Source organism: Actinoplanes sp. CA-015351 (genome assembly GCF_050955685.1).
Lineage (GTDB): Bacteria > Actinomycetota > Actinomycetes > Mycobacteriales > Micromonosporaceae > Actinoplanes.
In genome coordinates, this window is the sequence record NZ_CP192102.1 from 3,541,533 (window position 1) to 3,567,605 (window position 26,073).

22 protein-coding genes are annotated in these 26,073 nt (G+C 68.5%); 9 read left to right on the forward strand and 13 right to left on the reverse strand.

Features of this window, described 5'->3' with window-relative positions:
• Positions 1-57 precede the first annotated feature (57 nt).
• Positions 58-405, forward strand: coding sequence for an aldo/keto reductase (locus tag ACQP2E_RS15945; protein WP_433832364.1), 348 nt, complete (start codon positions 58-60; stop codon positions 403-405).
• Between the two features lie 24 nt (positions 406-429).
• Here the strand turns inward: ACQP2E_RS15945 and ACQP2E_RS15950 are convergent, their stop codons facing one another.
• The 7 genes from ACQP2E_RS15950 to ACQP2E_RS15980 form a co-directional block, all read right to left on the reverse strand.
• On the reverse strand, positions 430-714 hold the full coding sequence (locus ACQP2E_RS15950; RefSeq protein ID WP_433832366.1) for a pyridoxal-phosphate dependent enzyme: 285 nt from the start codon (positions 712-714) through the stop codon (positions 430-432).
• A gap of 156 nt (positions 715-870) precedes the next feature.
• Positions 871-1,350 carry a hypothetical protein gene (locus ACQP2E_RS15955; protein ID WP_433832368.1) on the reverse strand — a complete coding sequence of 160 codons (480 nt, stop codon included), beginning with the start codon at positions 1,348-1,350 and terminating at the stop codon, positions 871-873.
• Positions 1,351-1,450: 100 nt separating this feature from the next.
• On the reverse strand, positions 1,451-2,509 hold the full coding sequence (locus tag ACQP2E_RS15960; RefSeq protein ID WP_433832370.1) for a helix-turn-helix domain-containing protein: 1,059 nt from the start codon (positions 2,507-2,509) through the stop codon (positions 1,451-1,453).
• Positions 2,510-2,520: 11 nt separating this feature from the next.
• Positions 2,521-3,474, reverse strand: a complete 954-nt coding sequence (locus tag ACQP2E_RS15965) for an alpha/beta hydrolase (RefSeq protein ID WP_433832372.1) — start codon at positions 3,472-3,474, stop codon at positions 2,521-2,523.
• Between the two features lie 153 nt (positions 3,475-3,627).
• A complete protein-coding gene (locus ACQP2E_RS15970) occupies positions 3,628-4,539 on the reverse strand; it encodes an FAD-dependent oxidoreductase (protein WP_433832374.1) in 912 nt (303 codons plus the stop codon).
• A 308-nt stretch (positions 4,540-4,847) separates the two neighbouring features.
• Entirely contained in the window at positions 4,848-8,381 is a 3,534-nt protein-coding gene (locus ACQP2E_RS15975) for a LamG-like jellyroll fold domain-containing protein (RefSeq protein WP_433832376.1), read from the reverse strand.
• Positions 8,382-8,501: 120 nt separating this feature from the next.
• On the reverse strand, positions 8,502-9,482 hold the full coding sequence (locus tag ACQP2E_RS15980) for a LacI family DNA-binding transcriptional regulator (protein ID WP_433832378.1): 981 nt from the start codon (positions 9,480-9,482) through the stop codon (positions 8,502-8,504).
• 186 nt (positions 9,483-9,668) lie between these two features.
• Between ACQP2E_RS15980 and ACQP2E_RS15985 the strand changes: the two genes are divergently transcribed.
• Genes ACQP2E_RS15985 through ACQP2E_RS16005 form a run of 5 tightly spaced genes read left to right on the forward strand, consistent with a single transcriptional unit; the run spans position 9,669 to position 16,286 of the window.
• Positions 9,669-10,913, forward strand: coding sequence for a sugar ABC transporter substrate-binding protein (locus tag ACQP2E_RS15985; protein WP_433832380.1), 1,245 nt, complete (start codon positions 9,669-9,671; stop codon positions 10,911-10,913).
• Between the two features lie 8 nt (positions 10,914-10,921).
• Positions 10,922-11,854, forward strand: coding sequence for a carbohydrate ABC transporter permease (locus ACQP2E_RS15990; RefSeq protein WP_433832382.1), 933 nt, complete (start codon positions 10,922-10,924; stop codon positions 11,852-11,854).
• Entirely contained in the window at positions 11,851-12,660 is an 810-nt protein-coding gene (locus tag ACQP2E_RS15995; protein WP_433832384.1) for a carbohydrate ABC transporter permease, read from the forward strand. The genes ACQP2E_RS15990 and ACQP2E_RS15995 overlap by 4 nt, the downstream gene beginning before the upstream one ends.
• Positions 12,661-12,668: 8 nt before the next feature.
• Positions 12,669-14,567, forward strand: a complete 1,899-nt coding sequence (locus ACQP2E_RS16000) for a glycoside hydrolase family 127 protein (RefSeq protein ID WP_433832386.1) — start codon at positions 12,669-12,671, stop codon at positions 14,565-14,567.
• A gap of 36 nt (positions 14,568-14,603) precedes the next feature.
• Positions 14,604-16,286, forward strand: a complete 1,683-nt coding sequence (locus ACQP2E_RS16005) for a CBM35 domain-containing protein (protein WP_433832388.1) — start codon at positions 14,604-14,606, stop codon at positions 16,284-16,286.
• 49 nt (positions 16,287-16,335) lie between these two features.
• On the opposite strand, the gene ACQP2E_RS16010 is transcribed toward ACQP2E_RS16005, so the two are convergent.
• Positions 16,336-17,007, reverse strand: a complete 672-nt coding sequence (locus ACQP2E_RS16010) for a M23 family metallopeptidase (protein ID WP_433832390.1) — start codon at positions 17,005-17,007, stop codon at positions 16,336-16,338.
• Positions 17,008-17,116: 109 nt separating this feature from the next.
• Here ACQP2E_RS16010 and ACQP2E_RS16015 point away from each other — a divergent pair, with 109 nt between their 5' ends.
• Positions 17,117-18,355, forward strand: a complete 1,239-nt coding sequence (locus tag ACQP2E_RS16015; protein WP_433832392.1) for an MFS transporter — start codon at positions 17,117-17,119, stop codon at positions 18,353-18,355.
• On the opposite strand, the gene ACQP2E_RS16020 is transcribed toward ACQP2E_RS16015, so the two are convergent.
• Complete coding sequence (locus ACQP2E_RS16020) at positions 18,285-19,502, reverse strand: cation:proton antiporter (protein ID WP_433832394.1); 1,218 nt, start codon at positions 19,500-19,502, stop codon at positions 18,285-18,287. The genes ACQP2E_RS16015 and ACQP2E_RS16020 overlap by 71 nt on opposite strands.
• Before the next feature lie 267 nt (positions 19,503-19,769).
• Between ACQP2E_RS16020 and ACQP2E_RS16025 the strand changes: the two genes are divergently transcribed.
• Positions 19,770-20,102 (forward strand): hypothetical protein, encoded by a 333-nt coding sequence (locus ACQP2E_RS16025; RefSeq protein ID WP_433832397.1) that lies wholly within the window; start codon positions 19,770-19,772, stop codon positions 20,100-20,102.
• A 157-nt stretch (positions 20,103-20,259) separates the two neighbouring features.
• On the opposite strand, the gene ACQP2E_RS16030 is transcribed toward ACQP2E_RS16025, so the two are convergent.
• Genes ACQP2E_RS16030 through ACQP2E_RS16040 form a run of 3 tightly spaced genes read right to left on the reverse strand, consistent with a single transcriptional unit; the run spans position 20,260 to position 23,646 of the window.
• Positions 20,260-20,817 (reverse strand): PadR family transcriptional regulator, encoded by a 558-nt coding sequence (locus ACQP2E_RS16030; RefSeq protein WP_433832399.1) that lies wholly within the window; start codon positions 20,815-20,817, stop codon positions 20,260-20,262.
• Positions 20,808-21,620 carry a crotonase/enoyl-CoA hydratase family protein gene (locus tag ACQP2E_RS16035; protein WP_433832401.1) on the reverse strand — a complete coding sequence of 271 codons (813 nt, stop codon included), beginning with the start codon at positions 21,618-21,620 and terminating at the stop codon, positions 20,808-20,810. Before ACQP2E_RS16035 ends, ACQP2E_RS16030 begins: the two co-directional genes overlap by 10 nt.
• Positions 21,621-21,648: 28 nt before the next feature.
• Positions 21,649-23,646, reverse strand: coding sequence for an FAD-dependent oxidoreductase (locus ACQP2E_RS16040; protein WP_433832403.1), 1,998 nt, complete (start codon positions 23,644-23,646; stop codon positions 21,649-21,651).
• A 101-nt stretch (positions 23,647-23,747) separates the two neighbouring features.
• Here ACQP2E_RS16040 and ACQP2E_RS16045 point away from each other — a divergent pair, with 101 nt between their 5' ends.
• Positions 23,748-25,778 carry an ATP-binding protein gene (locus ACQP2E_RS16045; protein ID WP_433832405.1) on the forward strand — a complete coding sequence of 677 codons (2,031 nt, stop codon included), beginning with the start codon at positions 23,748-23,750 and terminating at the stop codon, positions 25,776-25,778.
• Between the two features lie 4 nt (positions 25,779-25,782).
• Here the strand turns inward: ACQP2E_RS16045 and ACQP2E_RS16050 are convergent, their stop codons facing one another.
• The gene (locus ACQP2E_RS16050; RefSeq protein ID WP_433832407.1) at positions 25,783-25,989 is read right to left on the reverse strand and encodes a hypothetical protein; all 207 of its coding nucleotides are present in this window, start codon (positions 25,987-25,989) and stop codon (positions 25,783-25,785) included.
• Between the last annotated feature and the right edge of the window lie 84 nt (positions 25,990-26,073).

The following is a 26,073-nucleotide window of genomic DNA, read 5'->3' on the forward strand; positions in this document are numbered from 1 at the left end:
TGCGCTGGCTGCTGCTGTGACCCGCGTCCGCGAGCACAGCCGCAGTAAAGGGAATTCATGCCACCCGGCATGGCCCACGGCAATGCGCGACAGGCACTGAGAGAGGCGCGCCGTGAGCGAGGCGCGCGGTCAGGGAGGCGCGTCGAGCGCGAGGCCGCCCAATACCTGACCGCAGCCGGTCTGGCGGTGGTGAAAACGCTGGAGGAGATCGCGCACGCGCACGACACCGAGGTGCCGACGGTGGCGCTGTCCTGGCTGCGGGGACGGCCGGACGTGGCAGCGCCGATCGCGAGCGCGCGGACCGTCGAGCAGCTGCCGGCCCTGGTGGCCTCGGCGACGTTCGAATCGACCGCCGAGGAGCGCGCCGCGCTCGACGACGTCACGGGTCCCGGCGCAGCCGCCTGAGCGGTGGGCGATCTCTGCCAGGACTCACCGGGCGACCCAACGGTGGTAGGCGTCCAGGTCGACGTTGCCGCCACAGATGATCGTGACGACGTGGCGGTCGGCGAAGCGGTCCGGGTCTTCCAAGATGGCGGCGATGCCGAGAGCGGCCGACGGTTCGACGACCAAGCCGGCGTGCTCCAACAGCATCCGCATCCCTGTGACGATCGATGCCTCACGCACGAGGACCGCATGGTCGGCTACCTGGAGAAGGTCGTCCAGGACAGCAGCAATGGGAAACCGGCCTGCCACGCCGTCGGCGATGGTATCCATCGAGTCGGTGGGGACTACCCTGCGCGCGCCAGGACAGCGCCAAGGCAGGTGCGCCGAGTGGTTGCACGCAGACCACGTCAACGCCTGGCGTCATGGCTTTCAACCGCTGCGGGCGAGCGCCGTTACCAGAGCCGGGACGTCGAGCAGAACGGTAATCTACTCGTTGCTGCCGGTCGCTAACGACTCGTTCTTGAGAGTTTTTATTGCTTGGGAATTCTCTGCAAGCCAATGGTTGCGTTCGAAAAGGAGGCCGCTGTACGGCACTGGGAGCACGATCTTCACTCCGGACAATATCATTATTATTACTCTGGTTCGTCCGAAGCGGCGCTGCGTCTGTACGTGTGAAATTTGTGTCCATGGCGTAAAGGTTGTCGACAAGCCACTGCGCGTGGTGATGAGGATGCCATCGCGGTCGGCGATGATGCGCATTCGTGCGAGGCCTGTGTAGCCAGCGGCTGCCGGTGCGGCAAAGGCGAGGAGGCCGATCGCAATTCTGTACGCAGTTGACCGATCGCTTGCAGCGAAGCATTGCGTTAATAATCCCAACGTCACCATGGCCGTGAAGCCGGCGGCACCAGCATGTTGGATGCGCTGGCCGAGAGTCGCTTGGAAAGTCACCGGCGCTGCGTGGGTCATCGCGAGGTCTCCTCTTGCCGGCCGTCGGCCTCTGGTGTTTGAAAACCGGGCGCTGTTGTTGATCGAATAGCCACTCGTTAGCTCGAAACGGACACCGGCCTCACGGGTTACGGCGTAGGCGTCTGAGGGTGAGGGCCAGCTGGGTGCGGAGCAGGCCGTGCGGGTCGCGGATGCTCCAGCCCAGCAGTTTTTCGGCGTGCGTGACCCGGTCCTGCAGCGTCGAGTGGTGCAGGCGTAGCCGGGCCGCCGCGGCTCGCAGGCTGATCGTGGTGGCGACGGCGTGCAAGGTCGGCAGCAGCCAGGGCGCGGTTGCCGCTGCGTGATCCAAGGTGATCACGTCCGGCACCGCGCCAGGGTCCGGGATGGCGGCCAGCGCTGCCAGGGCGCCCAGGTCGTCGTAGCGGATGGCCACCTCGCCCGGGTCGTCCTCGGTGCCGGCGGCGGTGAACCGCAACGCGATCCGGGCGGCCCGGTACGAGGCCGGCAACTCCAGGACGGGAACGGCAGGGCCGATGCCGGCGCGGGCCGGTGTGGCAGTGGGCCCGGCGGCTGGTGCCGATCGCCCCGCCGAGGCGGTGTTAGCGATGCCGTCCGGAGGTTGAGGGCCGGGCGAGTGGACGGTGTCAGTAAGCGGCTTTATGCGTACATCTCCGGTGTGCAGGACCATCGCGAAAGCTGGCGCGTCAGGTGGGAGGCCGAGGTGGCGCGCGGCGCGATGGCGCGCGTCGGGAGGGGCGGCGGCGTCGACGAGGAGCTCGATCAGCGCGATCTCGTCGGCGGCGGGAGCGCGGCCGCGGGTGCGATCGAGGATGGTGCGGGCGGCGGTGGCGGCACGTTCCAGGACCATCGGGTCGACCGGGCCGGGAGGGCCGTCGCGTTCCAGGCGGAGGGTCGCGGAGCCGGCTGCCGCCAGCGGCCAACGATTGTGGATTTGCTGATCAGAATCGGTCGCTGAGCTGCCGTCGGCGAGGACGCGGATGTGCACGCGGCGGGTGGGGTCGTCGAGGCGGGCCGGGCAGCCGGCGAGCACGGCCGCGCCGCGGACGATGCTCTGCAGACCGGCGCCGGCCTCGACGAGGCCGTCGAAGTATGCGATGACCTGGACAGCGGCGCTGGCGTCCGCGTCGAGGGCGGCGAGGCGGACGGCCAGGTCCTTCATGGTGCTAAAGGCTAGGCGCTGAGCAGGCGGTTCAGCCAGCGGACCCGTGCCTGCCGGGCGTCCTGGGAGATCGCCGCGCTCGGCACCATGGTATCGAAGCCGTGGAAACCGCCCGGCCAGACGTGCAGTTCTGCCTGGCCACCGGCCTGCCAGATGCGGCTCGCGTAGGCGACGTCCTCGTCGCGGAACGTCTCCGCGCTGCCGACGTCGATGAACGCGGGCGGCAGATTCGACATATCGGCGGCCCGGGCCGGCGCGGCGTAGGCGGAGACGTCCGGGCCGCCGGCGGCGTCGCCGAGCAGCGCGCCCCAGCCGGTCTGGTTGGCGGTGCGGTCCCAGATGCCGAGACCAGCCATCTGCAGAGCGGACGGGGTGTTGTTGCGGTCGTCGAGCATCGGGCAGATCAGCAGCTGGCCGAGCAGCGACGGGCCGCCCAGGTCCCGGGCCATCAGCGCGAGCGCCGCCGCGAGGCCGCCGCCGGCGCTGCCGCCCGCGACGATCAGCCGGTCCGGGTCGATGCCGAGCTCGGCGGCGTTCTTGGCGGTCCAGACCAGGCCGGCATAACAGTCGTCGACCGGGCCGGGGTGCGGGGTCTCCGGGGCGAGCCGGTACTCGACGGAGACCACGGCGAGGCCGAACGGTTCGGCCAGTTCGAGCATGTCGGGTACACCGGTGCGGTTGTCGCCGAGGATCATTCCGCCACCGTGGATGTGGTAGATGCAGCCGGTATGCCCTGTCGAACCGGTAGGCCTGCAGATCAGGAGGGAAATGCCGAGGTCGTCGAGGGTGCGTTCCTCGATCTCGAAAGCGCCGCCGCGCCGCAGTTGGTCGTCGCTGATCGGGGCGAGAGGGGTGGCCTGCCGGATCAGCGGGATCATCTCGGGGGTGAGGGCCGGCGGAAGCTGTTCGCTGATCACGGCTAGGGCGGCGGCGAGTTCCGGGTCGAACGGCGGGGCGGTGGTCATGAGCGGTGCTCCTTGGATGTGATCGGTGTCACCACAGGATGGCCCGCCGGTGGGGGTCGTTCGAGCGCCATCCGGCGGAATCTACCCGCCAGTTGGCGGGCTCCCGGTGGAAGCGCGGATGCCACGGTGTCACGGAAGACCGCGTCGGTGACGTCAGTTGATCTGGGCGATGAGTTCGGCGATCCGGGCCGCGTCGCCCCAGGAGAGGGTGAAGCCCGCGCCGCCGTGGCCGTAACAGGCGAACACCGGGCGGGCGTAGCCAGGCACCCTTTCGACCCGGACGCTGGAGCGCGCCGGCCGCAATCCGACCCCACGCGACAGCACCGGCTGGCCTCTCAGCTCCGGGACCAGGGCGTGCACCCGGCGCAGGATCGCCGCCTCGATCGCGGGGTCCGGGATCTCGTCCCAGGAGCCCACCTCGCCGGTGCCGCCGCAGACCACATCAGCGGCGCGCGGCACCACGTAGGTGAGGCCGTCCGGGTTGTCCTCGTCGGTGAACCAGTCGGTGAGGCCGGGGTTGGCGAGCCGCACCACCTGGCCACGGATCGGGAACGTGTCGTTGTCGCCGAGCAGCGCGGCCGATCCCAGACCGGCAGCGACGACAACAGCGTCGGAATCTTCAGGCAGCGAAGTCACCGAAACAGCGTCTATGCGTACGCCCATCGCCAGGACCGTCGCCCGCAACCAGGACAGGTACACGTCGGTCTGGATCAGCGGGACCGTGCAGCGCACCCCCGCCGCGGTCCGGGAGAACGACGGGATCGACCGGGTCCACGACGTGTCCGCGTCCGCCCGGCGCACCATCACCGTGCCGGGCCGCATCGCGACGCCGGTCGCCGGATCCGATGCCAGCTGCTCGAACCGCCGGTAGGCCACTGCCGCGGCGTCGAGGACCGCGGCGGAGCGGTTCACGTCGTGCGGGAACCAGATCGCGGCGGCGACCGCTGACACGCTGGCTGTCGCCGGGCGATCGGCGAGAACCCGGACGCGATGACCGGCGGCGGCCAGCTCATGGGCGACACTGAGTCCGATCACGCCGGCGCCGACCACCGTTACGCTGCTCACGCCGAAGACCTTACGTGCGTCCCTGTCCGCTCGCCGGCCGAGCCTCCCGGCGACTGGCAGCGAGCGGCGACTGGCAGCGAGCGGCGACTGGCAGCGAGCCGTAGCCCAGAGAGGTCATCGCGGCTGATGACCTATCCAGGCTACGGCTCGCCCCGGCGACCACGGCGCGGTTCGAACCCAAGGCCGACACGGGCGCACGGCTCGTTGCGTGTGTGTCGATTCAGGGTGCGGATCAGACCCGAAGTCAACACGCTGGTTGGCTGACGGGGCGTGGGGGCCGGTTGTCGGCCGGCTCCCAGGCCCGGGGATCAGTGGACGGCGACGCTATAAGGCGCGACCGTCACCGTGTCGATGAGAGGGGCGTACTGGGAGCGGAGCAGCACGTCCGGCCAGTCATCGGACGCGTAGGTCACGCCGTCGAAGTTGGGGAGCTCGGACGAGCTGAACGTCAACTTGTTCTGGCCGCGTTTCAGGACCAGCGGGACTGTCAGTTCCCAGAAGTTGTTGTCGTGGAAGCTGTGCGGGAACAGCACCCGCTTGGCCGTTCCGCCGTTGACAGTGATGTCGGCGTGCCGGGCCAGGGGATCCGGGTTGTAGTGGGTCGCCACCGCCTGTTCCGGGTTGGAGTATCGGATCCGCAGGGCGTAGGTGCCGGCCTTCGCCGCCGGGACGGTGAACGTCAGCGTGCTGGCGTCGCTGATCCCGGTCACCGCCGAACCTCCGCTGGCCAGGGACTTCGCGACCGCCACCGCGCTTCCGGTGACGACAGCGGACTCCGCCTCGTAGGTGACGGCCGGTACGGCAGAATCAGGGCGGACGGACAGGCGGTCGACGACCGTACCCTTGCTCAGGCCTTTGATTTTGATCTTGTTGACGCCTCCGGAAAGCGAGACGGCGACCTTGCGGGATTTGCCCACGTCGATGCCGTTCACGGAGATCGATGCCGAGCCCCTGGTGACGGCCAGGTCCAAGATCGACGCGGCGTCGCTGGGGGAGTAGACCCAGAACGTCGCCGTGCCGCCGCGGCCGAGTTCGACGCCGCCGGAGGCCGTGCGGGCGTGGTCGAGGGACGCCAGCTCGGCCTCGTAGACGTCGCTGGTCGCCGCCTGGTTGGGCAGCGACAGGGTGATCCGGTCGACGATCGCGTCGCCCTTGGTGGAGCGCAGGCCGTCGAGGCTGCGCGCGGCCAGCGAGATGGTGTGCTTGCCGGCGGAGAGCCGCACCGTCGTGTCAGCGTGGTCCCAGACCACCCATTTGTAGCCGAGCGGCAGGAATATCTCCTGCTCAGCGGCACCGTCGACACGCAGGAAAACGTTTGTCGGGCCCTGTTCCTTCACCAGGTCGAACGTGTTGAGCGAGTTCGCGAACACGCTCAGGTCGTAGGTTCCGTCCTTCGGCACGTCGACGGTGAAGTCGAGCACGCCGTCACTGCCGGTGCGCAGGCCGCCGACGTTGAAGCCGCCCGACGTGTAGAACTTCGAGACGTCCGAGGGCGAGCCTTCCGGACCGTTTCTGCTGTAACCGCCGCCGGTGTAGCTCGCGTCCTCCGCCTCGAAAGATCCAGACCAGGCGGTGGGCACTGCCGTTGTCCGGTCACTCTTCGTCGCCGGTCCCAGGACGATTTCGTACGCCGAAGCTTCCGCCAGCTTGTCGAACGGCACCGCCACCTCGCCACCGACGACAGTCAGGTTCTGTTCGGCGATCAGTCGCGGCTGGGCGGAGTCGCCGACCTGGCCGGTCCACGGGATCTCCCGGATCCAGGCGTGCACGGTCTTGCCGAATCCGCGAGGGATGCCGGTGAAGCGGATGTATCCGGCCCCGCCCGAGCCACCGAAGATCGCGCGGGCCTGCTTCTTGTCCTTGTCGAGCGTGGCGACGCCCTGCAGCGTGTAGTTCTGGCCCGGGTACGGCGGCGTGACCTTCACCGTGTCGCCGGTCATCTGCCCGTACGCGTTGTACAGCCACCACTGCCCGTTGCCCCGGTTCGCCTGGACGGCCGAGTCGGACAGGTTGCCGTCGATGTTCCAGTACGCGATGTCCGCGTCGACCTTGGACTCTTCGATCGCGGAGATCCACTGGATCATCTGGCCCGGGACGCTGGTGTGGTAGTTGAACGCGTACTCGTTGATGTTGATCGGAAGGTGTTTGCCGGGCAGCACCTCGGCTTCCCACTCGCGGTACTTCGCGACGCTGTCCCGGACCGCCTCGGGGTGGCTCAGCTCGTGCCAGGTGATCACCTCGGGGACCGTGCCCGCGTCGCGAGCGTGTTCCAGGAAGACCTTGACCTGGTCGAACAGGATGCTGGTGTTGGGACCGGCGATCCGGGCGTCCGGCAACTTGGCCTTGATCAGTGCGTGGACGTCGTCCCACGCCTGGAAGTAGTCGGCAGGGTTGGCCAGCCAGCTGACCCCGTTGTAACTCCACTCGCCGGTGCCGAACATGTTGCCCTCGGGCTCGTTGAACGGCACGAAGACGATGTTGTCCTGATATTCCGGTTCCAACAGGGTCACTTGATCAACTTGCTTGGCGATCTTCTGCTTGAAGAGCGCCAGCTTCTCCTGCGGCGTGCTCCCGGGCCATTGGTACGGGAAACCGCGATGGATGTCGGTCATGTAGATGTAGACATCGCCGCCGGTGCTGTCCGCGAGGGGCTTGACCACTTCGAGGGCATCAGCGCCCGGGTGCTGCGGTCCGTCCTGCGCCTTCGTCGAGACGGTGCGCAGGTTCATCCCCTCGATCAGGTTGTTCGTGGGGACGCCGTCGCCGTACAGGCCGTAGAGGGTTCCGGCGGCGCCACCGTCGAACGCTCCGGTGGTGGTGCCCAGGTCGATGGTGAGTTCGCCTTCGCGGATCACCGTGACAGTGGCGGTGACAGGGGTGCCGGCAGCTGTGCCGCTGACGGTGAATGTGCCGCGCTGGGCATAAGCGGCGGGGTCGACGGGCTGCCAGGTGATGGCGACATTCCGGTCGTAGCCGTCGGTGAAGGTGCCTGGCACTCCGGTGGGCAGAGCCGGGGGAGTGCCGATGGTCGTCCGGACTTCAAGTGATTTATCCGAAATATCGGTCACGGTCGGCGGGGCGCCACCGAAGTCTTCGGCCACCTGAGCGGCCGTCAATGCCGTCCCGTAAACCCGGAAGTCGTCAATCGCCCCGTCGAACAGCGGGTCGGCGTAGAACGACTTCCCGATGAACCCGGCGCTCGTGGTGCTCGCGTCGATGAGCTGCCCGGGCGTGATGGTGGTGGCGGTGCTGTTGACCGCCGCGCCGTCCAGATAGGTGGTGATCCGGCCGCCGCCGAGGGTGACGGTCAGGGTCTTCCAGGCGTTCGCGGGCAGCGCCGCCGACCCGGTGACCTGCGATTCGGCGCCACCGGAGCTGACTGTCACGGCGGTGCGCAGCTTGCCGTCGCCGTTGTACGGCGTGCTGAACAGGTAACGGCTGTTGTCAGTGCCGAGCGCGTAGATCCATTGCCACGGCGCGGTGGTCCCGTCCCACTTCACCCGGGTGGAGACGGTGAGCTCGGTACGGCCGTCGAGCACCGCCTTGGGGATCTGGACGTAAGCCCCGTTCGAGGCCGGTGCGCCGCCGGGAAGCTGGACGGCGTGGCCGCCGGGGCTCGCGCCGTCGACGAGTGCCGCGGTGGCGCCGTTGACAAGGGTGCCGTTCAGGCCGTTGCCGGAGGAGTCGGTGACGACACCGGTGGTGAGGTCGTCAGCGTCGAACTCGTAGGCCACGACCGGGGAGGGGAGATCGGCAGCGGAGGCGTGGGCGGGGGCGCTGCCGATAAGGGTGGCGGCCAGGAGGCCGGCGCTCGCGGCGGACAGCAGGCGGGGCGGTCTCATGCATCACTCCAAGCGAGGTGTGAGCGTTAACAACGAGGTTTCCGGTAGGTTACGAACAACCTCGATGCCCGTCAATGACTCGCTAGGAAATCGTTTGCCTCCACTGTGGCCGAACGGTGGTCACGAGAGTCGGACCGCCGTCGACGCCCGGGGCACCAGGCGGCAGGGCCGGGTCTGCCGGCCGTGCACCGGATTACCGTTGATCTTCGTCAGCAGGAGTTCGGCGGCGGACCGCCCGATTCCCTCCAGATCCATGTCGATGCTGGTCAGCGCCGGCCGGCAGCCGTCGACCATGACGTCCCAGTTGTCGAAGCCGACCACCGCCACGTCCGCCGGGACCGAGCGACCGGCGGCCTGCATGCCCTCGACCAGGCCCCGGGCGATCTGGTCGCTGCCGCAGAAGACCGCGTCCACCTCGGCGCCCGTGGAGAGCAGGATGCCGGCGGCCTGGCGGCCCCACGCCTCGCTCCACTCGCCGTACAGGGTGGGCGCCGCAGGCTGCAGACCCTCCGCGGCCAGGGTCTCGGCGGTGGCGGTGGCACGCACTGTCGCCGAGTGGTGGTGGTCCGGCCCGGTGACGTGGGCGATCCGGCGCCGGCCCACTTCGAGCAGGTGCCGCACGGCGCGGCGGGCGCCGTCGATCTCGTCGGGCACGACCGAGCAGTCCCGCGGGTCGGCGGAACTGATGAACGCGTAGACGACCGGGACCGGCAGGCTGACACCGATCGGCGCGCGGGCCTGGGTGCGGCGACCGGTCACTATGATCCCGTCCACCTTGCGGCTGAGCAGGGTGCGCAGATAGTACTGCTCGCGGATCGGGTCGTCCCGGGCATCGCACAGGAAGACCGACATCTGGCCTGCTCCGAGTGCGTCCTCGGCACCGATGAGCAGCGGGATGCTGAACCGGCCGATGCTGTCGGTGGTGATCATGCCGACCGTGTAGGTGCGGCCGGTCTGCAGGCTCCGGGCGGCCGCGTTGGCGACGAATCCGAGCTGCTCAGCGGCCTGCTGCACGCGCTGACGGGTCTCTGGTCGCAGCGCTCCCCGTCCGTTGAGCGCCTTGGACGCCGTGCCGGTGGAGACCCCCGCGAGCGCTGCCACCTGGCTGATCGTGACCGCGCGTTCTGTCGTGCTCAGTTTTCCTCCCCAGTTTCCTGCGCGGACCACGGAGTTTCCTGGATGACCCGCGTAATGCGACCGTAACCCGCCCTTGACATGTGAGCAAGACGCTACCTAGCTTCTAGGCAATCGATTTCCTAACTCACAAAAGCCCTTAGGTGACTCGATATGCCGATCTCCCGAAAAGCCACCGCCTCCCTCCTCATTACCACCTGCCTGCTGGCCGGCTGCTCGTCGGCGAACGACGACGCCGGTGACAGCGGCGCCGCGCCGACCGGCGACTACACCATCTGGGACCCGTACCCGCAGTTCGACGACAGCTCGGACTGGGTGAAGCTGCTGGCCCAGTGCGGCACCGACGCCGGTGTGACGGTCAAGCGCACCGGTTATGACACCACTGATCTGACGAACAAGGCGCTGCTCGCCGCCCAGCAGGGCAACTCGCCGGACGTGCTGATCGTCGACAACCCGGTGGTGTCCACCCTGGCCGACGCCGGGGTGCTGACCACCACCGACGAGTTCAAGGCCGACACCGCGGCCGTCTCGCCGAACCTGCTCGCCGCCGGGCAGATCGGCGGCAAGACGTACGGCATCCCGATCGGCGCCAACACCCTCGCGCTGTATTACAACAATGATGTCCTGGACAAGGCCGGTGTTGACCCGGCGGCCATCAAGGACTGGACGGGTCTCACGGCCGCTCTCCAGAAGGTCAAACAGAGTGGCAAGAAGGGCATCACCTTCTCGGCGATCGGCACCGAGGAGGGCAGCTTCCAGTTCCTGCCGTGGTTCTGGGGAAGCGGTGCGAACCTGACCCAGCTCGACTCGCCGCAGGGCGTGGCGGCGCTGACGCTGTGGACCGACTGGCTGAAGAAGGGCCTCGCGCCGAACTCGGTCCTCAACAACACCCAGACCACCAGCTGGCAGGAGTTCGCCACCGGTGATTTCGCGTTCAGCGAGAACGGGACCTGGCAGCTGGCGAACGCGAAGAAGACCGGCTTCGAGTACGGCATCATCCCGATTCCGTCGCAGGCCGGCGGTGTTGCGCCGGCGCCGACCGGTGGTGAGTTCGTGACCGCCCCGATCCAGGACGACACCGCCCGGTACGCCGTGACCGAGAAACTGGTGAACTGCCTGACCAACGCCGACAACGCGTTCACCACGGACACCACGCTGTCGTACATCGCCGCCACCGAGGCCGTGCAGCAGAAACAGGTCACCGAGAACCCCGAGCTGACGGTGTGGGTCGACGCGGTGAAAGCCGCGAAGGGCCGGACCAGTGACGACCTCGGGACGAAGTACCCGAAGATCTCGCAGCCGCTGTGGACCGGATTCCAGGCGGCGCTGTCGGGTTCGGCATCACCGCAGGATGCGCTGACCACAGCGCAGACGACCGCGGCCGCCGCCACCAAGTGAGCGACCTGATGACCCGGGTCCCCGCCGACGCGGGGGCCCGGCTCCCAGAAAAGGTGAAGCCCAGGAAACAGCGCAACGTGGCCGGCTGGGCTTTCCTCGCCCCGGTCGTGATCTACCTGATCGCGTTTTATGCGTACCCGCTCTATCGCAACCTGGATCTGAGCCTGCGGGACTACACGGTGCGCAGCTTCGTCCGGGGTGACGCGCCGTTCAGCGGACTGGACAACTACCGCGAGGTGTTCGCCGACGCCACGTTCTGGCCGGCGTTGCTGCACACGCTGGCGTTCACGTTCGCCTCGATCGCCGTCCAGTTCGCTGTCGGTCTCGCACTGGCGGTGTTCTTCGCCCAGAACTTCCGGTTGTCGGCGACGTTGCGGGCGCTGTTCCTCGTACCGTGGCTGTTGCCGTTGATCGTGAGCGCCTCGACTTGGTCCTGGATGTTGAACAGCGACTCCGGGATCGTCAACTTCCTCATCACAAGCGTCGGAGGAGATCCGGTCAACTGGCTGACGAGCCCCGACTGGGCGCTGACCAGTGTGATCATCGCGAACATCTGGATCGGCATCCCGTTCAACCTGGTCGTGCTCTACAGCGGCCTGCAGGCCATCCCGGCCGAGGTCTACGAAGCCGCCGCCCTCGACGGCGCGACGAGCTGGCAGCGCTTCTGGCGGATCACGTTCCCGCTGCTGCGACCCGTCTCGGCGATCACTCTGCTGCTCGGGCTCGTCTATACGCTCAAGGTCTTCGACATCATCTGGATCATGACGAAGGGCGGGCCGGCGGACGCCTCGATGACGTTCGCGACCTGGTCCTACCGCCTGTCCTTCGGCAATCTGCTGCCTGAGTTCGGCCCCGGCGCCGCTGTCGGCAACCTGCTCATCATCATGGCGCTGATCTTCGGCCTGCTCTACATCCGGATCCAGAGGAGGCAGGCGCAGTGATCAGGCCACTCAAGACACTGACCGGGCTGATTCTCACCGCGATCATGCTGTTCCCGGTCTACTGGATGATCAACGTGTCCTTCACCAAGGACACCGACATGCGCGCCGACCCGCCACACCTGTTCCCCTGGAACGGGACCCTGGAGGGTTACCGCGCGGTCGTCGACCAGCAGATGCCGTACCTCGGTACGAGTTTGATCGTGGGTCTGGGCACCGTGGCGCTGACCCTGCTCATCGCGGCGCCGGCCGGTTTCGCGCTGGCGAAACTGCGGCCCAAGGGCGGCGGCACGCTCAGTTTCGTACTGCTGATCGCCCAGATGATCCCCGGAATCATCATGGCGATGGGCTTCTACGCCATCTACCTGCGCCTCGGCGTGCTGAACACGATCCCCGGGCTGATCCTCGCCGACTCCACCATCGCGGTCCCGTTCGGCGTGCTTATCTTCACGGCGTTCATGTCCGGTATCCCGGACGAGCTGATCAACGCGGCGCTCATCGATGGCGCGTCGAAGTGGCGCATGTTCCTCTCGGTGATCCTGCCGGTCAGCCGGAACGCGATCGTCACGGTGAGCCTGTTCGCATTCCTGTGGGCCTGGTCGGACTTCGTCTTCGCCACGACGCTCGACGGCGGCGGTGACCACCAGCCGATCACACTCGGCATCTATCACTACATCGGCAACAACAACCAGCAGTGGAACGCGATCATGGCGACCGCCGTGGTGGCGTCCATCCCCGCGACGCTGCTGCTCATCCTGGCCCAGCGTTACGTGGCAGCCGGCGTGACCGCCGGCGCCGTCAAGGACTGAGGAACAACGTGACCGAAAATCTGGGCCCCGTCGTGCCCACCGCGGACGCCATCGGAAAGCTGCACCCCGCCGCAGCGGTGCGGCTCGACCCGGACGGCCTGCTCGGCGGCTGGCAGCAGCGCAACATCGACGCCACCCTGCCGCACTGCGTCACCCAGCTCGACGAGTACGGAAACCTGGACAACCTGCGCCGCGTCACCGGTGACGCGGACGGCGAGTTCCGCGGTTTCTGGTTCGCCGACACCGACGTGCACAAGACCCTGGAAGCGGCGTTCTGGTCGGGCACCGCGAGCGCGTTCGCCGACGAGACAGCGGCGCTGCTGGAGAAGGCACAGGACGCCGACGGCTACCTGGACTCCTACTACCAGGATCCGGTGAACCGCGCGAAACAGTGGGGTGAGCTGCACTTCAGCCACGAGATGTACACCGCCGGCCATCTCATCCAGGCCGCCGTCGCCGCGGCGCGTTCCGCGCCGGACACCCCCGCGGCCCAGCAGGTCGTCGCGGTCGCGCGCCGTTTCGCCGATCTCCTGGTGCTTCGGTACGCCTCATCGCAGGAGGTGGACGGCCATCCCGAGGTGGAGACGGCCCTCGCCGAGCTGTACCGGGTCACCGGTCACCGGCCGTACCTCGACCTGGCCGCCCGCTTCGTCGAGAACCGTGGCCACGGGGTGCTGGGGGAGGGCCGCTTCGGACCGGCGTACTACCAGGACCACGAGCCGCTGCGCAGCGCCGCCGAGGTCACCGGGCACGTGGTACGCCAGGTCTACCTGCTGGCCGGCGCCGTCGACGTGGCCGTCGAGACCGGCGACCAGGAGCTGCTCGACGCGACCATCCGGCTGTGGGACTCGGCCCTGGCATCACGCACCTACATCACCGGTGGGCAGGGTTCCCGGCATCGCGACGAGGCGTACGGCGACGCGTACGAGCTGCCGCCGGACCGTGCGTACGCGGAGACCTGCGCCGCGATCGGCAACTTCCAGCTGGCGTGGCGGCTGCTGCTGGCCACCGGCGACGTGAAGTACGCCGACGAGATGGAACGTGTCCTGCACAACGGGATCGCGGGCAGCACCGCGGCCGGTGGGACCGCGTTCTTCTACTCCAACCCGCTGCAGCTGCGAACCGGGCACGACGGCTCGCACGAGGACGCGCCGTCCCAGCGGCTCACCTGGTACTCCTGCGCCTGCTGCCCGCCGAACCTGGCCCGGCTGATGGCGTCGCTGCATGCGTATGTCGCCACCGGTGGCCCGTCCGGGCTGCAACTTCACCTGTACGGATCCGGGACGGTCGAGCATGGGGAACATGCCGTCCAGGTCGAGACCCGCTATCCCTGGGACGAGCAGGTCACTGTCACCGTGGCGTCCACCTCGGCCGAGCCGTGGACGCTCGCCCTGCGGGTGCCGGCCTGGTGTGACGGCGCGCGGCTGCGGGTCAACGGCACGCCGGCCCGTGTCGAGCCGCGTGACGGCTATCTGCGTCTCGAACGGATCTGGCACCTCGGCGACGAGGTTCAGCTGATCCTGCCGATGCCGTCCCGGCTGGTCGCCGCGCATCCCCGGGTCGACGCCAGCAGGGGCGCTGCCGCCCTGGTCCGCGGGCCGCTCGTGTACTGCCTGGAGCAGGCCGACATGCCGGCCGGAACGGTGCTCGAAGACGTCGAGTTGTCCGCTTCCTCGCCGCTCGCTGTCGCTTTCCACACGACCGGGGTCGCTCCGGTCACGCTGCGCGTACCCGCACGCCTGCGGTCCTCGCACGAGCCACAACCGCTCTACCGTGACCTGCCCGCCGCGCCGCACGGGCCGTCAGGCCCAGCGGCGACCGTCACCGCCATTCCCTACTTCCTGTGGGCCAACCGGGCCTCGGGCGCCATGCGGATCTGGATCCCGCTGGCCGCACAGGAGACGTAAACCGTCCCCAACACTCACCCCCACCGAGGTGAAACCGTGCGCAAAATCGCCGTGTTGCTGCTGGTCACAGCCGGGCTGGTCGTCCCCAGCCCGGCGCAGGCCGCCGGCAACACCCTCACCGTCAACGTCGACACCGTGGTACGCCCCGTCACCCACGTCGCCGCAGGCGGCCTCTACGCCGTCGACACCGGAAACAAGCCGCCGCTCGACCAGCTCTACCCGCTGCGGCTCAACCATCTCACCCAGCCGCCGCCCGGCGTCCAGCAGCTCGGCAACGGCGCCACAACACCGTGCTGCGACGGCCTGCTGGTGGCCGGCAAGGTGACGAGCGCCGGCGCGCAGCAGTTCCTGCGGCTGCCGGACATCTACCCGAACTTCCCCTACCGCTGGGTCAGCTGGGCGGACTGGGAGGCGAAGGTCCGCACCATGGTCCAGGCCCGGACCGCCGCTACCGGCACCACAAACATCGATGGGTACGAGTTGTGGAACGAGCCGGACTGGACGTGGAACACCGCGTCGGCCGGTTCGTTCCTGGACGGCTGGACCCGCACCCATCGACTGATCCGCACGCTCGACACGGTGACGCCGATCGTCGGGCCGTCGCATGCGATCTACAACCATCAGTGGATGGTCGACTTCCTCACCAACGCCCGGAATACGAATGCGCTGCCGGACGTGATCGTCTGGCACGAGCTGGACAACGACAGCTACCTCAACGTCCAGGCGCACGTGACCGACTACCGCGCGATCGAGCAGTCCCTCGGCATCTCACCCCGACCGATTTCGATCAATGAGTACGCGTCGCCGTCGCAGGTCGACATCCCCAGCGTCGCCGTGCATTACATGGCTGTCTTCGAACGGCACGGGATCCGGTCGGCAGAACGCGCCTACTGGTACGAGGCCGGAACCCTGAACGGGCTGCTCCACAACAACGCGCCGACCTCGTCGTACTGGACCTACAAGTGGTACGGCGACATGGCCGGCAACATCGTGCAGACAGTTCCCGGGTCGTGGCTGGAGGGTGTCGCCGCGTATGACAGCACCCGCCGGTTCGTGAACGTGGTGTTCGGCGGGGACAGCGGCAGCAACACCGTCCGGGTCAACGGGCTCGGGGCGCTCGGGTCGCAGGTCCGGGCCACGGTGGTCCGCAGTGGCACCACCGGGCGCACCACGAACCAGAGTGCGCCGATCGCGGTGTCGTCGGCTCTCTACACCCCGTCCGGCGGGAGCATCAGCGTGCCGGTGACCGGGATGAACGCCTGGGACTCGTATCAGCTGCTGATTACCCCGGCGACCGGGGCAGCCACGTGGCAGCAGCGGTATGAGGCCGAGAACGCGACAGTGGTCAACGCGAACCGCTTCAGCGCCACCTCCGCGTCCAGTGGCGGCTATGTCGGACAGATCGACGGCACCGCCACCTCGCGGAACCAGTCGTTCGTGGACTTCCTGGTCAGCGTGCCGGCCGCCCGGGCGTACACGATGACCATCGGGTACGCGAACGGCACCGGAGCCACGGCCACCCAGGGTCTCGCGTACAACGGCAGCGCCTGGCAGACGGTTTCCTACCCGCCCACCGCCGGCTGGGGTGTCTTCGGCTCGACGGTGAACGCGTCCGTCACCCTGCGGGCCGGCTGGAACGTGATCCGCCTGGCCAAGGGCTCGCCGAACTTCGCGGGCGGCGCCGGTTACGCCGAACTGGACTACATCAACCTCACCTGAGAAAGCGTGATGGCGCCGGGCTCACCGCCCGGCGCCATCATCGAGAAACTCAGGCCTTGCAGCCGTTCTTCTTCTTGTACGCCTTGACGGCCGCGACCGGGCTCTTCTTGCCGCCCTTGTGCCACGACGTGAGGTACTTCGCGGGCCAGACGACGCCGCGGCGGACCTTCCAGTCGCCGGCCTTCTTGCACGGCGGCGAGATGCCGTAGTGCACGTGGCAGACCCCGCTGGCGTTGCCGGTCTTGCCGACCTTGCCGAGGCTCTGGCCGGTCTTGACCCGGACGCCCTTCTTGATGCCGGCGGTCACCTTGCTCAGGTGCGAGCCGTAGTAGCGGACGCCGTCGTCACCCTGGATGGAGACGAACTTGCCGCCGTTGTAAGGGCCGTCCTTCATGCCCTTCTTGTACTTGTCGACCCGGCTCACCTCGAGCACCACACCGCTGGTGGTGGCCACGAACGGCTTGCCACAGGCGGCGAAGATGTCGGTGGCCGGGTAACCCGAGTGGGTCTTGTGGAACGAGACGTTCTTGGCCTTGACCGGGAAGGCGTACGTGACCTTCTTGGCGGCCGCGACCAGCGTGATCGGCGCGGCTTTCACCGGCGCTGCCTGCTGGACCGCTTGCGGGGGCAGGTTGGCCGCTACCGGTTCACTGGGCACACCACACCCGGTGAGAGCAACGGCCACGGCCGCCACCCCGGAGAGGCATTTCAGGTATCGCATTCGCAGCACCTTATGGGTGATGCGGCGTTTTGCGCTGTCCGGTACTGGCCGTTCCCCTGACCCTGCCCGGGTGATAGCGGACCAACCGGGCATTCTTCAGGCTTTTGTCATGGAAAGCACTGTTGCCGACCGGCAAACGTCGCGCGGCGACATGCTCAAACTGGCCAGCGGTTTCGCCGTCTCGCAGATGGGCGACGCCGCGTACGCCGTGGGGCTGACCGCGATCGTTTACGCCCGGTCGCAGTCGGCCACTCTGGCCGGAGCGGTCACGGCGGCCCGGGTGCTGCCCGCCGTGGTGGCCGGGCCTCTCGCGGGCCTGCTCGCCGACCGTACCCATCGGTTGGGTCTCATGGTTGTGGCCGACCTCGTGCGTGTCGCGCTGATGGTGGCCTCGGCCGCCGCGGTGATCGCGGGGTGGCCGGCCTGGACCCTGCTGATCTTCGCGGCCGGCGCGCAGGCCGCCGCCGTGGTGAGCGGACCCTGCCTGGCCGCGTCGCTGCCCTCGCTCGTCGGCGTCGCCGGCCTGGCCAGGGCGAACGCGGCCCGCGCGGTGCTCACCGAGATCAGCTTCATCGTGGGGCCGCTGGTGGTCGCGGTGCTGCTGTCGTTCGACGCGCACGCGGCACTCTTCGTGCTGGTCGGCGCGATGTTCGCGGTCTCGGCGAGCCTGCTGCTCACGATCGGCGACCGGACCGCCTTCCGCAGGACGGGGTGGGTGGCACCCACGGGTGTCTCGTCGTTCCGCATCGTGCTTGCCGCGTTCCGCAAACGGCCGGCGCTGCTGACGATGGCCATCGCCGACGTGGCCGGCAGCTTCGTGTACGGCCTGCTCACCGTCCTGCTGGTGATGGTCGCGGCCGGCGATCGGTACGGGCTCGCGTTCGTCGCGCTGGGCGTCGGCGGGATCGTCGGTGCGATCTGTGCGCCGCGGTTCGGTGAGTCGCCGCGGGCCGTCGCGGTGGTGCTCGCCGTTCTGGCGGCGCTGCTCGATCTGTGCGGGCTCGGGCTGGGCTTTCTCGGTCTGTCGGTGGTGCTGTGCCTGACCGGGGCGGCGATCAGCCTGATCGAGGTGCGCACTGACATCGCGGTGCAGCGTGACGCGCCGGCCCCGATCATCGGGACGGTGGCGGGGTGGGTGCTGCACGCCGATTACGTGGCGATGGCGGCCGGGGCCGCGATGGCCGCGCCGCTCACCGGCCTGGTCGGGCCACGGGCGGCGTTCCCGATCACGGCCGTCCTGGTGGCGGGGTGCGCGTGCGTGTTGATCTTTCGCTCTTTCAGTGGTGCCGCATCCGGCCGATCACGACCGCGCCGGGGCCGTGCAGCAGGACGCTGGCGATCACCGTGAGCGTCATCGTGGTCAGGGCCGTGTGGGCCAGTTCGCCGGCCGGCAGGTCGTTGAAGGCGAGCAGTCCGAAAACGATCGATGTGGTCCCGCGCGGGCCGATCACACCGGTGGCGAGGCGCTGCCGCCACGGCATGCTCGATCGGAGCAGGGCGAGCAGCATCGGCAGGATCCGGACGACGGTCAGGACGGCGAGACAGTAGATGACGACCGGCCACCGGATGCCCTCGCGCAGCACATAGACGGCAGCATTGCCCAGGTAGAACCACATGGCGATGGTCGACAGCACCGACACGTCCTCGAGGAGCTGCAGTTCCGGCGTCCGGACCGGCTGCTTGATCCGGTGCCGCGGCACCACCTGCCGCAGGAACCGGAACGCGATCCCGCAGACGAACGCCGCCACGAACCCGTTGCCGCCGGCCGCCGTGGTGGCCGTGTAGGTGAGCAGCGGCGCCACCACCACGATCACCCGGCGCGACTGCGGGGTGGTCCACTCCAGGCGCTCGGTGTGGTTCATCAGCCAGGCGATCGCCAGGCCGGACGCGAGCCCGGCCACGAGGGCCTTGACCGCGCTCGGCAGCGCGGTGGACAGTGCCTCGCCGGCCGTGTCGGCGGGCGAGGACGTGCCGGCCAGGATCAGCGCGAACGCGAAGATCGGCGAGATGATGCCGTCGTTGTAGCCGCTCTCCACATTGAGAAGACCGCGTACCCGGGCCGGCACCAGATGGTCGCGGATCAGCGACTCGGCCGGCGCCAGGTCGATCGGCACGAGCACGCAGGCGATCACCAGCAGCGCCGGCCAGCCCAGACCGTTGGGCAGCATCAGCCCGCCGAGCGCCATCGCGGCGGCAAGACTCAGCGGCATCGCGACGAGCAGGGCCCGCCCGGCGAGTCCCGGCTCGTCCCCGAACAGCCGGCCGCCGCGTACCTCGGTGGCGTCCACGAACAGCAGCACCGCGAGAATCACCTCGGCGACGTGCTGGGCGACGGTGGAGCTGAGCGTGTTCTCGATGAGGTTCGTGGTGAAGCCGGTCGCGAGGCCGGCCACCACCATGACTAGGGGCGCGCGGACCTGCCAGTGCTCCAGACGCCGGGCGACCAGAGCCCAGGTGCCGGCCACCGCCGTGATCACCACCAGACAGAGGACCACAGCTTTCCACGGTAATTCACCTGGTTGACCCCAAACGCCGCATTGCCGGTACTGCCACCACGCTGCGATGAGGAACCGTCAGCTCGACGGGAGAGTCCAAGTCAGTGCCCGTGCCTTGAGAGGAGCCCTTCGTTGACATCCTTCCCATCGTTGACTCATCGGCGACGGCCGGATCCGGCCCGCACACGGACCCGGCAACTTCGGTACCCCCTGGCGGTGCTCCTACTGGCCGTGCCGGCGGTAACCGGGTGCGGCAGCGCGCAGGCAGTGACCTCCGAGGTGGATGCGCACGCATCGCGGGAGCCGGCAACCAGCAGCCCCGCGGACCTGCTGTCCTGCACCGGTGACGAGGTCGTCGCGATGACCGTGATCGACTATGCCCCCGACGCCCGTGAGACGCGCTCGCCCGAGGCGCAGGCGACCGCCTGGGCGGCAGCTCAGGCCGGTTCAGTCACCGGCAGCCCGACAGTCGCCCGCCAGACCGGCGATCGGATCGACGTCACCTTCGCCGACTCGACGAACCGCGTCACCACTGCGCTCACCTTTCACAACGGGGGCGAAACCGGCTGGCTCCTGGAGAAGACACAAGCCTGCCAATGACGTTGCTCGACCTTGAACGTCTGCGGGATGTGGCAACTCCCGGCTCAGTCGCGATCTTGGCGAAGCCGGCCCACGGAGCGACCCAGGCTCGCCAAGATCTCGCAAACCAGCAAGCTCACCGATCAGCGTGCGGGGCCACACGCACACGGCCTGGCGTTCAGCTGGGGAAACGGCGGGTCAGGATGGTGAGGGCGAGCTCGCCCCAGCTGATGTTCTCGCGTTCGAAGCTGATGCCTCGCTGCAGCGTCAGATAAGGGCCGATCCGGTTGCCGGTCGCGACGAACTCCTCCTGGGTGCGGGTGCCGAGGATCTCCGCGAGCGAGCGTTCGTACGCCTCCAGGCGGCGGCGGCTCTGCTTGATCTGTGTCTCGATCGACGAGCGGACGCTGGGCACATCGGCGTACGCAAGTGCCTCGACCTGGACCAGCAGCTCATCGCGGACCGTGGTGGGTTTGGGTTCCTGGCGGGTGAAGTCGTGCAGGGCCGCGCGGCCCGCGTCGGTCACCGAGAAGATGCGTTTGTCCGGGCGTTTGTCCTGCTTGACGACCCGGGCCGTGAGCAGGCCCTCGGACTCCATCTTCTCCAGCTCGCGGTAGAGCTGCTGCGGTGTGGCCGTCCAGAAGTTCGCGACCGAGACCCGGAACTTCTTCGCCAGGTCGTAGCCCGAGGACTCCCGGTCGATCAGTGCCGCCAGCAGGGCGTTCCTCAGTGCCACGGACGCATCTTACGGGCCCGGGGGCGGAACTCCGGTTCGCTCTTCTTCACCACGGCGCGGCGCAGGATGCCGGTGTTCGGCAGGGCGAGCAGGCGGATCTGCTCCCGGCGTTCCCGGCCGAACGTGCGGCGGGCGCTGCTGGTCAGGGCGCCGTCGATCAGGCGTTTCGCGGCGGCCAGGGCGTCCGGTGAGCGGGTCAGCAGGCTTTCGGCGAACGCGGTCGCCGCCTTCACCGGGTCGTCGGACAGCTCGGTGACCAGGCCGAGGCGCTGGGCCTCGGTGCCGTCGATGCGCTCGGCGGTCATGGTGAGCTTCTTCGCCACGTCGACGCCGACCACCTCGGTGAGGCTGCGGATGCCGGTCATGTCCGGGATGATGCCCCACTTGGCTTCCAGGACCGACCACTTCGAGTCCGGGGTGGCGTACCGGAAGTCGGCGGCCAGGGCTATCTGGATACCGCCGCCGTAACAGTGGCCGTGGATCGCGGCGATGACCGGAACTTCGATGCGCCGCCACGCCCAGCAGGCCTCCTGGAACGTGTTGGTGCCGAGGAACGGGTTGGGCAGGAACGCGCGCACGATGCGGGCGGGTTTGCGCATCGTGGCGACGATGTCGAGGCCGGAGCTGAACGAGTCGCCCTCACCGGCGATCACCACGGCCCGCAGGGTGCGGTCGCGGCGCAGGCGGCGGGCCACGGCGATCAGCTCGTGGAGGGTGTCGAGGGTGAGGGCGTTCAGCTTGTCGGGCCGGTTGAGCCGGACCTGAGCGATCCCGTTCTCGACCTCAACAGTCACGTATTTCATGATTTTCCCTTTAAATCGCTTAAACCGCTTAAATCGCTTGAATTCGCGCGGCCAATTCGGTCGCCTGCCTGATCGCCCGCTTCGCGTCCAGCTCCGCCGCCACGTCAGCACCACCGATGACGTGCACCGTCACGCCGCGCTCCTGCAGCGGCGCCACGAGATCGCGTACCGAAGTCTGTCCTGCGCAAAGCACAATGGTGTCCACCGCAAGCACCCCGGTTCCCAGATGCAGGCCCTCGTCGTCGATGCGCTCGTAACTGACGCCCCGCAGCATCGTCACCCCGGCGTCGGCCAGGGTCGCCCGGTGCACCCAGCCGGTCGTCTTCCCGAGGCCCTTGCCGAGCGCCGTCTCCTTACGCTGCAACAGGTGGATCTGGCGACGGGCCGGCGTCTTGACCTTGGTGGTGATCCCGCCGGGCGCGGTCTCCGGGTCGGTGACACCCCAGCGCCGCATCCAGTCGCCGAGCGGCTCGTCCTGCTCGTGCAGCAGATATTCGCCGACGTCGAAACCAATGCCACCGGCACCGATGATCGCCACCCGCTCACCGGCCGGCGCTCCGTCGATGAGCTGCTGGTAGGTCAGCACACTAGGGTGATCAACGCCCGGGATGTCCGGGATGCGCGGCCGGACGCCGGTCGCGAGAACCACCTCGTCGAACCCCGCGAGTTCGTTCACACCACCCCGGACCCCGAGATGAAGCTTCACCCCGCGGATGTCGATCATGTGGCGGTAGTAGTCGAGCGTGCGCGCGAACTCCTCCTTGCCGGGAATCCGCGCGGCCAGCCGGAACTGCCCGCCGATCGCGTCGCCCGCCTCGAAGAGCTCCACCTGGTGCCCGCGTCCGGCAAGCTCGATCGCTGCCGCCAGCCCGGCGGGTCCGGCGCCGGCCACTGCCACCCTCCTGACGGTACGCGTAACCGACAGCACCAGTTCCGTCTCGTACCCGGCTCGTGGGTTGAGCAGGCATGACGCGCGCCGATTCTGGAACGTGTGATCGAGGCAGGCCTGATTGCACGCGATGCAGGTGATGATCTCGCGTTCCCGGCCCTGCTGCGTCTTGGCGACCCAGTCGGCGTCGGCGAGCAGCGGGCGGGCCATCGAGATGAGGTCGGCCTCACCGGCGGCCAGGATCTGCTCGGCGGCTTCCGGCCGGTTGATCCGGTTGGAGGCGACGATCGGCGTGGTGACGTGCTCGCGCAGCTTGGCGGTGACCCAGGTGAAAGCACCGGGCGGCACGGACGTGACGATCGTCGGGACGCGGGCCTCGTGCCAGCCGATGCCGGTGTTGAAGATCGTGACGCCGGCCTGCTGCAGCTCCCGGGCGAGCTCGACCGTCTCCTCCCAGGACTGGGCGTTGTCGACCAGGTCGAGCAGGCTGATCCGGTACTGCACGATGAAGTCGTCGCCGGCCAGGTCCCGGGTACGCCGGACGATCTCGGCGGGGAACCGCATCCGCTTGGTGGCTGAGCCGCCCCAGGCGTCGGTGCGGTCGTTAGTGCGGGCGGCGAGGAACTGGTTGATCAGGTACCCCTCCGAGCCCATGATCTCGACGCCGTCGTATCCGGCTCGTTTCGCCAGGGCGGCGGCGCGGGCGAAGCTGCTCGCGGTGCGGTCGACCTGGCGGGTCGACATGGCACGCGGGGAGAACGGTGTGATCGGCGACTTCTTCGCCGACGCGCCGAGCGTGAACGGGTGATAACCGTACCGGCCCGCGTGCAGGACCTGGAGCAGGATCTTGCCGTCGTGCTCGTGGACCGCGCCGGTGACGATCCGGTGTGCGTCCGCGTGCCGCTTGCTGGTCATCTGGCTGCCCATCGGCGCCAGCCAGCCGCGCCAGGTCGGCGCGTAACCGCCGGTGACCATCAGGCCAACCCCGCCCCGAGCCCGTTCGGCGAAGTAGGCGGCGAGTTTGGGCAGGTCACGGGCTCGATCTTCGAGCTTGGTGTGCATCGAGCCCATGACCACACGGTTGCGCAGCACGGTGTGCCCGAGGTCCAGCGGACTCAGCAGCGTCGGATACTCCACGCGAGGCAGAATACAAAAAGTTGCATAGTAAAAAAAGTGACTAGATCTGACGTGACGCATCCGGCTCAGCAAACACCCGAATCGGCCGAACGGGAATGGACGTGACCGTTCGACGCTGGTACGTGCGAAGTTTCTGCTTCGCCGCCGCGTACGCGATGGCGCTCTTCATCGGGCGTCACGGCGCGCTCGACGCGAGCGGCGTCGGGCTGATCTGGCCCGCCTCAGGTGTGACAGCCGCCTGGTTCTGCGCCCAGCGAGGCGGACCCACCCGCAGGCTCGACATGGTGCTGCTGCCCTGCACCCTCGCTGTCCTCGGTGCGGTGAGCGGACTCGAAACGCGGCTCATTCCGTGTTACGCATTGGCCGCGCTGGTACAGCCGCTCGTCTTCGCCGCTCTGATCGGCAGGTGGGCGCCGCATCTGTGGGGGGCCGGTGGCACCGCGCCGCTGGGTTCTCCCCGCGATCTGCGCAGCCTGCTCGGTGCTGCGTTGTGCGCGTCGGCGGTCAGCGCGGCGACCGCATCCGGCAGCGTCTGGCTGGTCAGCGGTCATTTCCCGGCGTCCGAAGGCGCGCTGTTCTTCGCCCGCAACAGCACCAGCATGCTGCTGATCGGCGCCGCCGCGATCCTGGTGGGATCGGCGATCGCACGATCCCGGGTCCGGGAGGACTGGGCCGCCCTGCGGCAGGCCCGGCCGTGGCGGCTTGTCGAGGGCGCCGCGATCCTGATCGGCAGCACCGTGGCGTGCCTGTTCGTCTTCACCTACGACGAGCAGCTTCCACTCTCGTTCGCCCTGCTCGGCGGTACGGTGCTGGTCGGCACCCGGCTGCCGACACCGTTCGTGCTGCTGCACAGCCCGGTGGTCACCGCGATCGCGGTGCGATCCACGATCGACGGTTCCGGCCCGTTCGTGGTGCTCGACGAGGCGGTCGAGCAGTCGGTGGTGGTGCAGTTCTTCGGCATGGCGGTCGCGGTTGTCGGCCTGACCCTGGCGCTGGGCCGCGACGAACGCGACGCCCTGCTCGCTGCGCTGGACCGGGAGAAGGCGGACCTCGCCGACCAGCGGGAACAAGCGGCACACCAGGCCGGCCTGCTGCTGACGATCATCGACTCGATGGGCGACGGCCTCGCCGTCATCGACGCCGACGGCGAGACGATCCTGCGGAACCCGGCGGCCACCCGGCTGCTCGGCGAGACGTACCAGCTCTTTCACCTCGACGGCAGCCGGTACGCCGACAAGGACTGGGTGTTCCGCAAGGCGCTGCAGGGTGAGGAGGTGCGGGGCATCGATCTGGCGGTCCGCAACCCGGGCGTGACGCAGCCCCGGATCGTGCGGGTCAACGCGACCCCGCTGCCCGGCACGGACGGGCGAGCCAGCGCGGTGGTGCTCTTCGCCGACGTCACAGCGGAACGACGGCACCGCGACGAGCTGACCAACTTCGCCGGGGTGGTGGCGCACGACCTGCTCAACCCGCTGTCCAGCGTCGACGGCTGGGCGTCGGCCGCTCTGGAGTCGCTCGAGGTGGTGCCGGCGCATCCGGGTATCGACGACACCCGCGACGACCTGGGCCGGCTGACCAGGGCCAGCGCCCGGATGCGCGGGCTCATCGACGGGCTGCTCGCGTACACCACGGCACGGGAGGCGAGCGTCGAACCGGAACGGGTGGAACTCGCCGAGATCGTCGGGGACATCGTGAGTGCGCGTACCGACGCCGCGGCTGCGGCCGGCAAGCCGCAGCCGCGGTTCACCGTCGGCGCGCTGCCTCCGGTCGAGGCGGATCCCGTCCTGGTACGCCAGCTCGTCGACAACCTGATCGGCAACGCCGTGAAGTACACCGCGCCCGGCGTGACGCCCGCGCTGACCATCACCGCCGAACCGGCGGGGGAGCAGGTCACGATCCGGATCGCCGACAACGGCATCGGCATTCCCGAAGGGCAGCACGAGGCGATCTTCGACAACTTCCACCGCGCTCATGCCGGAGGCGCGTATCTGGGAACCGGCCTCGGGCTGGCGATCTGTCAGCGGATCGTGGAACGGCACGGCGGGACGATCAGCGCGGCCGACAATCCGGGTGGCGGGTCGTGTTTCACCTTCACCCTGCCGATCGCGGCAGCGCATCAGATGGCGGCGTGAAATGTCAGGAGACGGACCTCAGAATGCGGTCCCGTTTGACGTTTCGGCGGGGCGGTATATACGTGATGATGAGTTGTTCGCCGGCGGATCCCAGCCGTACTTCGAATGATGTCCAGAATCCGGCGGCAAGCCCCTGCTCGCCGATGATCTGGGCTCGACCTGGGTCGTAGGTGCCGAGCAGCGCCGTGGTCGAGGTGAATTCCTCGCGCATGTAACAGTGTCCTTCCCGGGGATCGCCCGTGAACAAATGGGAGCGCCCGGTGCGGGATTTGTGGTCCGCCGGCCGCCCGGCGCA